This window comes from Bacillus sp. DNRA2 (assembly GCF_012843265.1).
GTDB lineage: Bacteria > Bacillota > Bacilli > Bacillales > Cytobacillaceae > Bacillus_BU.
Window position 1 is genome coordinate 170,793 of record NZ_JABAIT010000001.1, and the last position, 13,216, is coordinate 184,008.

The window sequence follows — 13,216 nt, forward strand, 5'->3', positions numbered from 1 at the left end:
TATTTGTTATATGGATGAAAAAAAAGAAATAAAATATGCTATTCTTAAATAAGAAAACATCTTAAGGAATTTATTTTTTGTAAATTTCTAGGGTGTTTTTTTCTGTCTATTTTCTTATTACTAAAAAATGATTAGTTTAAAGTTTTTTGAAAAAACGTTGAGTATAAAGGGTTTTATGGTAAAAATATGATATTATGTCCTATAGATACTATTTTAGTATTATAACAGTAAGATATATTAGGAGGTTAGAATACGATTTGTTTCATAACAATTTAATATCTAAAGTAGGAATCGGTCTTTTGTCTGCGATAATTCCTTTCGGATCGACCGTGTTTGCTGAAGAAAATATTTATTCACCTCCAGCTGGAACTCCTGTCCACTTTAATTGGGGAAATGGAAGTCCTGCAAGTGGAATTCCAGTGGACTATTTTAAAGGTTTATTTGATCAGTCAAAAAGCTTTGCAAGTGGAGATTATTTTGTTCAAACTCTTGCTGATGATGGAGTTAAGGTTGAGGCAGATGGAAATTGGTTAATTAACCGTTGGAGTGATTCTGGTGGGGAGCAAAATCGGGCGCTTTGGCTCAATGTTGCAGAAGGAAATCACACAGTTAAAACCCACTATTACGAGAACACTGGTGGTGCTGCAGTATTTTCCGATGTGGTACCATTCGATACCTGGCTAGCTTATTATTATCCTAATCGCAATCTCTCTGGTCTTCCAAGTGCAGCCAAGCTCATTCAGCCGCAAGGAGAGTTGAAAAAACTCTCTCAGGATTATGGAGTTAATTCACCAATCGCTGGTGTTCCTGCTGATAATTTTTCTGCTCGTTTTACAACTGCAAAACGTATTACGGCTGGCGAATACATTCTACGCACAAAAGCGGATGATGGCGTTCGTGTATTTGTGGACGGAGAATTGGTATTGGATCGCTGGAGTGCAGCTGCGTACCAAGAGGACTCAGTTAAGATTAACATTTCTGACCAATCCGGCGCTAAAGCAGGCGAGGAAAATGTACATTGGATTGATGTGGAATATTATGAAGGCGCGGGTAACAGCAAGGTAGAGTTTTTCTTAGAAGCCTACAAGCAAGCATTAGATGACTCTTGGTTAGCCGAGTATTATCCTAACATGAATTTATCAGGAAAAGCCGTTGTTGTAGGTGGAAAAAATGCAACAGCCAAGCTTTCTATGATTGATTTTAATTGGGGAGTAGGATCACCGCACCCTTCTATTCCAGTAGATTCCTATTCTGCAAGATTCACTAAAGAGCTCATCCTTGAAGATGGGGTGTACCAATTCGAAACAATCTCTGATGATGGAGTCCGAATTTGGATAGATGATCAGTTGATTATCAATAATTGGAATAGTTCAAACAGCGAAAGAAAAACCGCGAAGGTGAATCTAGAGCAGGGTAAGCATGTGATTAAAGTGGAGTATTATGAAAATGCTGGCGGTGCTAAGCTATCCTTCAATTATAAAAAGTATGCGGAATTACAAGAAAAGGCCGAAAACGGTGTTCATTATAATTGGGGAACTGGAAGTCCAAATAGCAAGATACCAGCAGATTACTTTATCGCTAAATTTGACCAGTCAAAGTTTTTCCCTAAAGGCGACTATTTTGTTCAGACACTTGCTGATGATGGAATCAAGGTTGAAGCAGACGGTAACTGGTTAATCGATCGCTGGAGTGATTCTGGTGGCGACCGTAATCGTGCCCTATGGCTCGGTGTAACAGAAGGGAATCATACCGTAAAAACCCATTATTACGAAAGTACAGGCGGAGCTACAGCATTTTCCGATGTTGTGCCATTTGATTCATGGCTTGCCTATTTCTATCCAAATAGCAATCTATCAGGTCTGCCGGTTGCTGCTAAAATGATTAATTCGGAAGGTAATTTGAAAAAGCTTTCCCAGGATTATGGTTTAGGGGCTCCTGCTGTAGGAATTCCTGCTGATAACTTCTCGGCTCGTTATACAACAGCAAAGCGAATTACAGCCGGAGAGTACATCCTACGCACAAAAGCGGATGATGGAGTTCGTGTTTATGTGGACGGAGAGTTAGTGCTGGATCGTTGGAGTGCAGCTGCATTCCAAGAGGATGCTGTCAAAATTAATATATCTGACAGGACAAGCGCTAATGTTTCTGAAAAGGATGTCCACTGGATTGACGTAGAATACTATGAAGGTGCAGGTAATAGTAAGGTGGAGTTTTTCTTAGAACCTTACGGACTGGCGAAAGATGACTCTTGGTTAGCCGAATTTTATCCTAATATGAATTTAACGGGGAAAGCCGCCGTTGTAGGTGGAAAGAATTCGGCAACAAAGCTTTCTACGATTGATTTTAATTGGGGATTTGGTTCACCTCATCGTTCAATTCCGGCAGATTTTTATTCTGCAAGATTCACAAAAGATGTGGCCCTTGATGAAGGAATGTACCTATTTGAAACAACTTCTGATGATGGAGTTCGAGTTTGGGTAGATGATCAGTTGATTATCAACCATTGGAATAGTTCAAATAGCGAAAAAAATATCGCGAAAGTGAATCTGGAGCAAGGTAACCATGTAATTAAAGTAGAGTATTATGAAAATGCTGGTGGTGCCAAGTTATCCTTTAATTATAAAAAGTATGCTGAGTTACAAGAAAAGGCTGAAAATGGTGTTCATCATAATTGGGGAGCTGGAAGTCCAAATAGCAATATGCCTGCAGATTATTTTGTTGCTAAGTTTGATCAGTCAAAAAGCTTTACAAGAGGCGACTATTTTGTTCAGACAGTTGCCGATGATGGAATTAAGGTTGAGGCTGACGGTGAGTGGTTAATTAACCGTTGGAGTGATTCTGGTGGGGAGCAAAATCGGGCGCTTTGGCCCAATGTTACAGAAGGAAATCACACAGTTAGAACCCACTATTATGAGAACACTGGTGGTGCTGCAGTATTTTCCGATGTAGTGCCATTTGATACATGGCTTGCCTATTATTATCCAAATCGTGATCTGTCTGGACTTCCAACTGCTGCTAAGCTAATCCAGCCTGAAGGAGATTTGAAAAAGCTTTCCCAGGATTATGGTTTAGGTGCTCCTGCTGTAGGAATTCCTGCTGATAACTTCTCGGCTCGTTTCACTACTGCAAAGCGAATCGCAGCTGGGGAATATATTTTACGCACGAAAGCAGATGATGGAGTTCGGGTTTTTGTAGACGGTAAACTTGTGCTGGATCGTTGGACAGCAGGAAACTTCCAAGAGGATGCCGTTAAAATCCAAATCGCTGACCAGGCAAATGCCAAAGTGGGTGAGGAGAACGTACACTGGATTGATGTGGAATACTATGATGGCGCAAATATCAGTAAAGTGGAATTTTTCTTGGAATCCTACGAACAAGCCATCCAGGATAATTGGATTGGTGAATATTACTCAAATAAGAATTTAGAGGGCATTCCGTTATTAATAGGTGGAAAATCTTCAACTAATCAAATCCAAGAAATTAACTTTAACTGGGGTACAAGTTCCCCTCATACTTCAATACCTGTTGATCAGTTTTCAGCAAGATATACTAAAAAGGTTAATTTCGATAAAGGAACTTATTTATTTACACTACAAGCTGATGACGGTGTGAGAGTAAAAGTAGATAATCAGCTAATTATTGACTCTTGGTCAGTAGGTGAAGCCGCTATTAGAAAAAATGCTCTTTATTTAGATGGTGGTATGCACACAGTTACAGTAGAGTATTATGAAAATACTGGTCTTGCAAATTTGAAATTTAACTATGAGAAAATTTCTACTGATAATGTATTCTATCAATTTTCTAATCAAGTGTTTCAAAATTGGGGAAGTGCTGGACCAGAAAGTTTACCGACTGACCGTTTTGAAGCTTATTTTGATCAATCGCAAACTTTTAATAGCGGAGATTATTTCATTCAAACTGTTGCTGATGACCGAATAAAGGTTCAAGTCGATAATGATTTGAAAATTAATAGATGGTCTAATTCTGATGGAACAATGGATACTGCTCTGCTACTCAATATGACTGCAGGAGAACATAAAGTATCAACAAATTATTATGAAGATACGGGGCAAGCATTTGTGTCATCACACATTCTTCCATTTGATACTTGGCTTGCATACTATTATCCAACAACATCAATCGGAAAAACTCCTGCTGCGGCTAAGGTTATTTCACCAACTGGAGTGAATAAAGCTCTGGTTGACAATAATGGTCTAGACAGTCCTGTTCAAAATGTTATTCCGGCAGACAATTTTTCCGCTGTATATCGTACTGCTAAAAGATTGGCTGCGGGCGATTATTTAATACGGACGAGGGCAGATGATGGAGTTCGTGTTTACATTGATGGAAAACTTGTTTTAGATCGTTGGACGCTAGGTGATTCTAAGGAAGATGCTGTAAAGGTATCAATTTCTGACCAGAGTACAACAAATCCTGATGAAAAGAATGTACATTGGATTGAAGTTCAATATTATGAAGCATCTAGCCAAAGTAATTTGGAATTCTTTATTCAGCCTTTGAGCAGTGCGTTAGATACTAACCAATGGGTTGGTTATCTATATCCAAATAAAACGCTGACTGGGGAACCAATGATTATTGGTGGTAAGGAAGCGCAAACCCCAATTCTTGATTTGAATTTTAATTGGGGAACAGGTCAACCACAGGCTAAAATACCTGCTGATGGATTTTCTGCTCGATTTGTCAAAAAGGCTTATTTTGAAACAGGAATCTATCGAATCAAAACTAGAGCAAACGATGGAATTCGCGTTTACGTTGATGGTGCGTTGACTATCGATTCTTGGACGGATAAGGTTAATTCGGCAGATAATGAATCTAATATTACTCTTGGCGCAGGTAATCATGAGATTGTCGTAGAGTATTATGATAATACAGGTGTGGCGGAGCTCAAGGTTGACTTAATGAATATTACTTCACAGAACGCAAAATTAGTTTCTGCAATTAATTTACCGGTTTATCGTAGCTATGAGGAGTTAGCGGATTATACTAAGCATCTGACGTATTATAATCCAAGCTATACAAGATATATGGAATTAGGGTATGGTGACTTAGTGTATTTAATTGAAGAGAAAAATTATGCAGCCAAAATCCAAACTCAGGATGGTAGTGTTGGCTGGGTTCACAAGGATTATCTTGAAAACAATTTAACCGAGGATTTATGGCTAGTTAAAGAAGCTCGCACATTAAGAAGTAGTGCCTCAAGCTCAAGTAGTAGTCTTGGTACTGTCACTGCAGGTTCAAGGGTTTACGTACTAGACCAGCAAACAGTGCCGGGTACTTCATATACTGAATGGTATTATATTCAAACTGCCGCCGGACAACGTGGATGGATATGGGGAGCCATAACGACTAGTGGTAATCAAGGTTATAATCTGATTAAATATGAATTTAATAAGGTAGGAACTACAACAAATCAGGTTAATATTTTTACTCCACTAAATGCGAAGGCTAATGTTACAGCGGAGCAAATAAACCAATTCATAAATTACAAAACTGGTGGTAAAACAACAAATATGACGGGAATGGGATACGCCTATTTAATCGCTCAAGAACAAAGCGGTCTTAATGCGATTTATTTACTGGCTCATTCTGGTCTAGAAACTGGTTGGGGTACTTCCACAATTGTTAAAACAAAGTATAATTATTACGGTATTGGAGCAATAGACTCTAAACCTGCTGAAGGTGCCTATGATTATACGACTAAAGAAGGCGGTATTGTGGCTGGAGCATGCTGGATTAGCAGTAACTATGTAATTCGCAGTGGGGACACAGATGATGTATTGCCTTTCTATCAACCTACAATTGATAATATGCGGTTTGATAATAGTTGGCATCAATATGCTTCAGACGAGGCATGGGCTGCAAAAATTGGGTTCTTTGCACAAGAGTTTTACAACTTCATAAATTAGATTCAAAATTATAAAAACAGTCTGCCCGAATAATGGAGCAGACTGTTTTTTATAAAAAGGAGTTGAAACCATTAAAATGCCATTTTATGTACATGATAGCTAGATTTAATAATGAAAAACTAGCTAAAATTGATATTGTGTATAACCGATTACAAAATTGATGTTCAATAATGGTTTTTACAACTAACAGTGCTAATAAAACTGAAGCGACAGATAAGACTCTATTGCCAGATCCATAAATGGTAGGTGAAAAGAACATTACAACAAGAGTTGAAATAACTGCTACCAAAATAATAATGACGAAATAGCGATTTTTATTTTTATTAATGTTGAAAAGGATGTAAGCAAGAAGCATGATGTAAAGAGTCCAATAAATATAAGGTAATAATGCTACAAGAAAATCTAAAGGCATATTCCAAAGTGTAAAAAGACTTTCGGCAAACGAATAATTTTTAATTTTGATGAAGTCATATAAATAAGCTATTTTATCACCAATAATATGTAATCCAATTGTTAAGGTATATTGCAAAGCGAAAAGGACCGTTATGAAGGAAGGGGATTTCTTATTTTCACTAAATTGAACCAATATCGCAATAGTTGATAGCAATAATAAAATATATTTCATATCCCTAAAAAGTTTTTCAAAAGCCCAGATGGTTCCTAAATAAAAATGATCTTTTAAGCTTAATTGGTCGAATCCGGGAAACCAAAATTCTGTATTCGCTTCGTAACGGACTTGGTTTCCGGGAGCAAAAAGCTGAATACATGCTCCAATGATAACCATTAAAGTGAAAAACACAAAAAACAAATCTGTCTTTTGTTTTTTTATTATAAGAACGATCAAGGCCAATACAGAAAAACAAGCTACTGATAACGCGACTTGTTCATTGCCAATTGAGGCAAGGATACCAGCAATTAAATGAATACTTAATTTCCAATTAATAGTAAGATGATCTTTTCTAAATACTTTGTCTGTAAAAGGAATCATAGAAAAAGCCCCTAATGCGATAGGCCATAAGTAATTAAATGAGCCTGTTATCCAAAAAAAGCCAGAGCTTAGAACACTTTGTGCAAAATAACCAAGCACCAAAAGTGTAATTACTATTTCCTGCCATGTTGTAATCTTCTTTATTATCCTGACAATACTAAATGCAAGCAATAGCATCATGAGGGGATTCATAATATGCCATAACCATACATTTTCATCAAGAAAGAAATACACCATTGTGTCAGGGAAAAGACGGCCTGACCATTGTGAATACCGTTGTGAAAGCCATTCTACAAGTGAGTATTGATCAGATGCCTCGGAAAATATCGTGTCGTCCCCGGGTAGAATCGTAACAATTAATTGGTATAGATAGAGTAAAACAAATATGAATGAATAAACAAACCAATTTTTCTGCTTTAGTAGCATTCTTATTATCCTACTTTCTGAATTACTGTTTTGAGTTGTTTAGTATTAATGGTCTTTTAAAGGATATGAAAAACAGCAAAATTAATCTTAAAAAGGGTCCAGAGCAATTGTCTGAACCCTTTAATTTATTTATCTCTGGAGTTATAACTATTCATCTATTAAGCCTGGCTCAAGTCCCAAATGATCCCGAAGTTGATTTGAAAGCGCTTGTCTTGTTTCGGCTTCTACAATATAATACCAAATATCCATTTTCCCGTTATTAATCATTTGGCCTGTTCCTTCAATTTCAATTTTTTCAATTGTTTCGGCTGCTGGTTTGTATTGTTGCTGTATACCGACCAATTCATTTAAAGTAAGATTTGTTTTGATATTTTTTTCTAGTGCTTGGAGAACTTCATCGTAATTAGTTAATGCTTTAAGGGATTTGCCCTTTTCGATTACCTTTGAAATGACCTCGCGTTGTCTTTCTTGTCGTCCAAAATCACCGCGAGGATCTTGTTTTCTCATTCGTGCATACATTAATGCTTCTTCACCGTCTAAATGGTGCTCACCTTCTGTAAGGTGTACACCATCCAATTCGAATTCATACTCGTTGTAAACATCGATTCCATCAACCGCATTGACAATGTCTTCAAAACCTTCCATGTTTACTTCTGTGTAATAGTCAATTGGTATGTTTAAAAAATGTTCGATAGAACTAATGGTCATTTCGATTCCACCATATGCATATGCGTGGTTCATCTTATCAGTTCTGCTTACTTCTCCATCTTCAGGGTCGATTAATTGAGCACGTGTATCCCGTGGTACGCTGACAATCTTTGTTGTTTTTAATTCGGGGTTAAGAGTCATGACGAGCATGGAATCAGTCCGACCATTATCACCATCTCGTTCATCAACCCCTACAAGGAGAATTGAAATAGGATCCTTTTTAACAAACTCAACTTTCTCTTCCCGTTTCTCTGACACTTTTCTTTCAATCGGTTTATTCATATTATTAACTGCACGGGCAACATCGCTGTAAATATTATATAGAAAAATTCCAATCCCAGAAATTAGAAGGGAAAAGGTAATTAAAGCAATTCGTTTCGATTTCCGCTTCTTTTTCCTTCTATTATTAATTCTACTTTCCATTTGTGATATCCCTTCTTTATTTAGGTCCTATTCATATCTTTTATTTTTATAGTCTCCTAAAAATTATAAGCGTCAACTTACGAATGTTGCAACTATAATTAAAAAATTTGGTGAACCTACGCTACAAAATCCGACAACATAATGCTATAATTATGCTTTGTAGTCATGAAGGAGCCCTGGAATTTGGAGGAAAATTCTGAAATAACTACAATTATAGTATTTTAGAAGTAATATTGAAAAGTTTATTTGTTATTTTACCTTGGTCGTTCTTATTAATACATTATTAAATAAAAAGTAATAATAAATATACAAGAAGATATGAGAGAGTGTGTGAATTCAGTGGATAATCCCAAAGTAGCAATAAGCATTGTGACCTATAATAGTCAGCATATATTTCGGGTTTTGGACAATATAAAAGAAGAGTTTGGAAATGACAGCAGATTCCGCTTTGTAATTTTTGATAATCATTCTAGTAATGAATATACGGAGAAATTAAAGAATTATGAGGATTTTGCTGATATTACATTCTATCATGAAAATAATGGTTTCGGTTTCGGACATAATTATAATTTATTAAATGCTAAAGAGGAATTCTTCTTAATTTTTAATCCGGATATTATCTTGAAACGAGAGGATCTATTGAGAATGTTGGATAATATGGAAAAGGATCCAACCATTTCATTATTAGTTCCGAAAGTGTTGAATCCGGATGGCACTGCTCAACATTTAATGCGTGACCGTGTTTCAGTATTTGATTATGCCCTTAGATTTATTCCGTTTAAATTTGTAAAAAACATGTTCGCAAAACGTCTTTCTTCTTATGAATTACGGAGTATCCCCAATGACCGTTTTGTCGATATTCGAATCGGGTCGGGCTGCTTTATGTTAATTAGAAATAATGCATTCAAAGATGTTAATGGATTTGATGATCGTTACTTTATGTATTTTGAAGACTACGATCTATGTTTAGAGTTAAAAAAGCGTCAAATGAGAATTGTGTACACTCCTTTTTCAAATGTAGTTCACTACTATGAACGAGGTGCACATAAAAACTCCCGATTATTTAAAATTTTTATCAAGTCAATGATTAAATTTTTTAATAAGTGGGGCTGGAAATTTATTTAGTTTCATGGGTTTAAAGATGCAATTAAAATAATCTATATTTGCGGAGGGTAACTATGGAAGGGACATTGTTAATTAATGACTTAATGAAATTTATTAAAAAATACGTTTGGGTTATTTTACTCTTTACAGTAATTGGTGGTTTGGTTGGGAGAATGCTAGTTCCAGAAGGGCCTCCACCAACATATAAAGCGTCTGCTTTGGTATTGATTGAAAAAAAGGAACCTGAAGCAGGCATCGTCATTAATCAAACTGATGAAATTGGGCGATTTTTGAATACAGCTCAAACATTAATTGAAACTCCTGTCGTACTGGATAATGTAAAAAAAGAATTAAAATTAGATGAAAGCGCTAAAGAATTAGCTGACAAACTTGAAGTTGCTAATGAAAACAATTCACATATTTTCAGAGTAACTGCAGAGGACGCCAATCAGGAAAAAGTAACAAAGTTGGTAAATTCCGCTGCACAAAACTTTACTAAAGTTGCTGATAAATATTTAGACGTTGACATTGTTGAAGTGGTAGAGGTGGCAAAGAGCGGTCAGGAATCTAAAATTCTTCATACACGATCTAACGCTAATATGGTTATGGGAGTTATTTTAGGTCTTGTATTTGGTGCTTTAATCGCATTTATATTTAATTTGACTTCAAAAAAGAAAACAATTCGTTAATAAATATGTCTTTTAAAAATAGAACTTTTCAATTATTTGTTGATATGAGGGATGTAAAAGTATTATCGACCTGGAGTTTTTCTAGAAAGGAGTCATCATAAGCGTGATAAATCCTTATTTTATACACGGTTTTTCATTTCTCGCAGTGTTGGTGGCCTACTTATTAAAATGGTCTAATTTATATCCTGACCTTGGACTGACACTATTGTTATTTCTTATTATTTCAATTGTAGTAGCGATCCTTATTGGAAATTATTTAATGAAATATAAGATTATTGAATTTAATCGATTAATATATAAAGAATATTACCGTTGGATTACTTATGCGATTTTGATTGGTTACTTCATAGAATTTTTGTACCATCGGAATTTCCCATTATTAGCAATATTTACAGGGAATTCACTAAGCTATCATGAATTTGGTATTCCCACATTTCATGTGTTTTTAGTTACGTTTAATTCCTTTTTTTCCATTTTTCTGTTTCAAGTAATTTTATCTGAAAAAGAGAAACGAACTAAAACGATTGTGTTGTATATTCTAAATTTAATCCCATCATTGCTTATTATGAACAGAGGTATGCTAGTCATTATCATGATGAGCTGTGTTTTTGTGTATTTAATCAAGTATCAACATAAGATTACTCTTAAAAAAATCGCAGGATTATCATTGCTATTAGTTGTGTTTTTATATTTTTTCGGTGTTGTTGGGAATATGAGGGTAAACAACTCTTATAACACTAATACTTCCATGTTTGATAATAGTCTTTTTTTACAAATTGGTGGGGCTACAGATGAGTTCAAAGATTCAATTATACCAGAAGAATTCTTTTGGCCCTATATCTATATTTCATCTCCATTAGCGAATTTGCAAGAAACTATTAATAACTTTGAATACGAGAATGACATTACTGGAAGTGACACCTTTGTCTTTTCTGTAACTCAGGTATTACCTGATTTTATTAGCAAAAGAATTGTTGGTTCATACGAAATAAACATTCCAAACAGTCTTCAAATTACACCTGAACTTAACGTATCAACCGCTTTTGCTCAATCCTATGTTATTTTGGGTTGGGTCGGCATATCGTTATTGATCATGTTTATGTTTGGATTTGCATTATTTTATATATTGTTATTGAAAAATTTAAACAGTGATTACTTTATTGTCGGTCTTGCGATATTAAATTCTATCTTTGTGTTTAACACTTTTAGTAATATGTTCTCTTTTACCGGATTAAGCTTTCAGTTAGTCTATCCATTGCTGTTTACACTGTTTTCAAAAAAAAAGCCAGTAACTAGAGGAAAAGTATTATGAACACAACAATTGTAATGGTCGTTTATAAACTTAAGATTAGTGAATCTAAGACTTATCAATCGTTAAAGAGTATCCTGCATAAAAAGTCTTTTAGCAATCTTTCTGTAATCATTTATGATAACAGTCCAGATGCACAAAGCATCCCTGAGCAAATAGAAAATGTAAATGTGATCTATAAACATGATCCCAGAAACATTGGAATTGTGACTGCTTATAACTTCGCTTTTCATTATGCAAAGGAAAATGGGAGCGATTGGTTGTTGTTGCTAGACCACGATACAGCCTTGACAGAAGAATACTTTAATTGCTTAGTTTCGCTAAATTCAATTAATAAAGATGTTGCTGCTGTTGTACCGATGATTACATCAGAAAGTGCGCTGATATCACCTGTATTTAGCGATAGATTACGCCCTTTGCAAGGGAATAAACCAGTTGCCGGGATTCAAAACACATCAGTTATGGCAATAAATTCAGGTGCTTTGCTGAAAATTTCGTTTTTAACTGAAATATCCGGATTTAATGAGCAATTTCCTTTAGATTATTTAGATCATTGGTTATTTCATCAAATATATGAAAACGGCTATAAGGTGATGATTCTTGATACAGTAATTGCTCATGAACTATCGGTTATGGATTATGCGAACGTTTCACTTAAACGTTACCAAAGCATTTTAGACTCAGAAATAAGGTTTTATAAAGAATATAAAAAAGATTTGTTACCTGCCTATAAGCGTCAATTAATAAAGCGACTATTAAAGCAGATGCTCTTGGTAAAAAACAAAAAGATTGCAGCCTATACTTTACGTCGACTGGTTTCTGTCTAGAAAGGGTTATAAATAATGAAGATTTCAGTTTGTTTAGCAACTTATAATGGGGCCTCATTTATTATCCGCCAACTAGATTCTGTCTTAAATCAGCTAAATGAAGACGATCAGGTCATTATTGTTGATGATCGTTCAAAAGACAATACGGTTGAACTTATTAAACAAAAGTATGGGAATAAGGTTGAGGTATTTATAAATAAGGAGAATCTGGGAGCAATCAAGAGCTTTGAAAAAGCGTTAGGATTTGCAGATGGTGACGTGATTTTTTTATGTGACCAAGACGATATTTGGGAAGAGGATAAGGTAAGTAAGGTAGTAAACGCCTTTCAAAATGAACATGCTGATTTGGTTGTCCATGATGCATTGGTTGTCGATGGTGATTTACATACAATGAATAAATCTTGGAATGCGTATAATAGTAATAATATTCTTCAAGGTTTACTTGGGAACATTCTTAAAAATGCATTTACAGGGGCGATGATGGCCTTCAAAAAGGAGTTAGTTCCATTATTCCTTCCATTACCAAAAGATATCGAAATGCATGATCAATGGATTGCGATTGTTGCAATGCTAGAGAAGAAAAAGATTGTTTATATTGATGAACCATTAATGAAATATGTTCGCCATGGTGGAAATGTAACGGGAATGCGAAAACGATCATATACGGAAAAATTGTCAGGACGCATCGGGACTGTAAAAGCTGTCCTTCAATATAAAAAAAGTAAGTCTTAAGTATTACTTTTATGTTACAAAACAGAGGGTTGTTTGTCTTTTTTTACACGCTTTCTTATAATTAATGAGGATGATAGGGCGCA

At 35.3% G+C, this 13,216-nt stretch carries 8 protein-coding genes; 6 read left to right on the top strand and 2 right to left on the bottom strand.

Annotation, left to right across the window (positions count from 1 at the left end):
* Nucleotides 1-257 precede the first annotated feature (257 nt).
* Complete coding sequence (locus tag HHO41_RS00800) at nt 258-5,927, top strand: PA14 domain-containing protein (RefSeq protein ID WP_169094917.1); 5,670 nt, start codon at nt 258-260, stop codon at nt 5,925-5,927.
* 49 nt (nt 5,928-5,976) lie between these two features.
* On the opposite strand, the gene HHO41_RS00805 is transcribed toward HHO41_RS00800, so the two are convergent.
* Nucleotides 5,977-7,341, bottom strand: a complete 1,365-nt coding sequence (locus tag HHO41_RS00805) for a DUF6056 family protein (protein WP_169094918.1) — start codon at nt 7,339-7,341, stop codon at nt 5,977-5,979.
* Between the two features lie 147 nt (nt 7,342-7,488).
* A complete protein-coding gene (locus HHO41_RS00810) occupies nt 7,489-8,472 on the bottom strand; it encodes an LCP family glycopolymer transferase (protein ID WP_169094919.1) in 984 nt (327 codons plus the stop codon).
* A gap of 339 nt (nt 8,473-8,811) precedes the next feature.
* On the opposite strand from HHO41_RS00810, the gene HHO41_RS00815 reads away from it, so the two are divergent.
* The 5 genes from HHO41_RS00815 (at nt 8,812) to HHO41_RS00835 (ending at nt 13,133) form a co-directional block, all read left to right on the top strand.
* Nucleotides 8,812-9,597, top strand: a complete 786-nt coding sequence (locus tag HHO41_RS00815; RefSeq protein WP_211170991.1) for a glycosyltransferase family 2 protein — start codon at nt 8,812-8,814, stop codon at nt 9,595-9,597.
* Between the two features lie 53 nt (nt 9,598-9,650).
* Entirely contained in the window at nt 9,651-10,265 is a 615-nt protein-coding gene (locus tag HHO41_RS00820; RefSeq protein WP_169094921.1) for a YveK family protein, read from the top strand.
* A 103-nt stretch (nt 10,266-10,368) separates the two neighbouring features.
* On the top strand, nt 10,369-11,577 hold the full coding sequence (locus tag HHO41_RS00825) for an O-antigen polysaccharide polymerase Wzy (protein WP_169094922.1): 1,209 nt from the start codon (nt 10,369-10,371) through the stop codon (nt 11,575-11,577).
* Nucleotides 11,574-12,401, top strand: a complete 828-nt coding sequence (locus HHO41_RS00830) for a glycosyltransferase (RefSeq protein WP_169094923.1) — start codon at nt 11,574-11,576, stop codon at nt 12,399-12,401. The genes HHO41_RS00825 and HHO41_RS00830 overlap by 4 nt, the downstream gene beginning before the upstream one ends.
* A gap of 15 nt (nt 12,402-12,416) precedes the next feature.
* Nucleotides 12,417-13,133, top strand: a complete 717-nt coding sequence (locus tag HHO41_RS00835; protein ID WP_169094924.1) for a glycosyltransferase family 2 protein — start codon at nt 12,417-12,419, stop codon at nt 13,131-13,133.
* The last annotated feature ends 83 nt before the right edge of the window (nt 13,134-13,216 follow it).

Excerpts from the sequence above, each read along its gene's own strand:
- HHO41_RS00810 (WP_169094919.1), bottom strand. The coding sequence starts at position 8,472 with ATGGAAAGTAGAATTAATAATAGAAGGAAAAAGAAGCGGAAATCGAAA.
- HHO41_RS00820 (WP_169094921.1), top strand. The coding sequence starts at position 9,651 with ATGGAAGGGACATTGTTAATTAATGACTTAATGAAATTTATTAAAAAA.
- HHO41_RS00835 (WP_169094924.1), top strand. The coding sequence starts at position 12,417 with ATGAAGATTTCAGTTTGTTTAGCAACTTATAATGGGGCCTCATTTATT.
- HHO41_RS00830 (WP_169094923.1), top strand. The coding sequence starts at position 11,574 with ATGAACACAACAATTGTAATGGTCGTTTATAAACTTAAGATTAGTGAA.
- HHO41_RS00805 (WP_169094918.1), bottom strand. The coding sequence starts at position 7,341 with ATGCTACTAAAGCAGAAAAATTGGTTTGTTTATTCATTCATATTTGTT.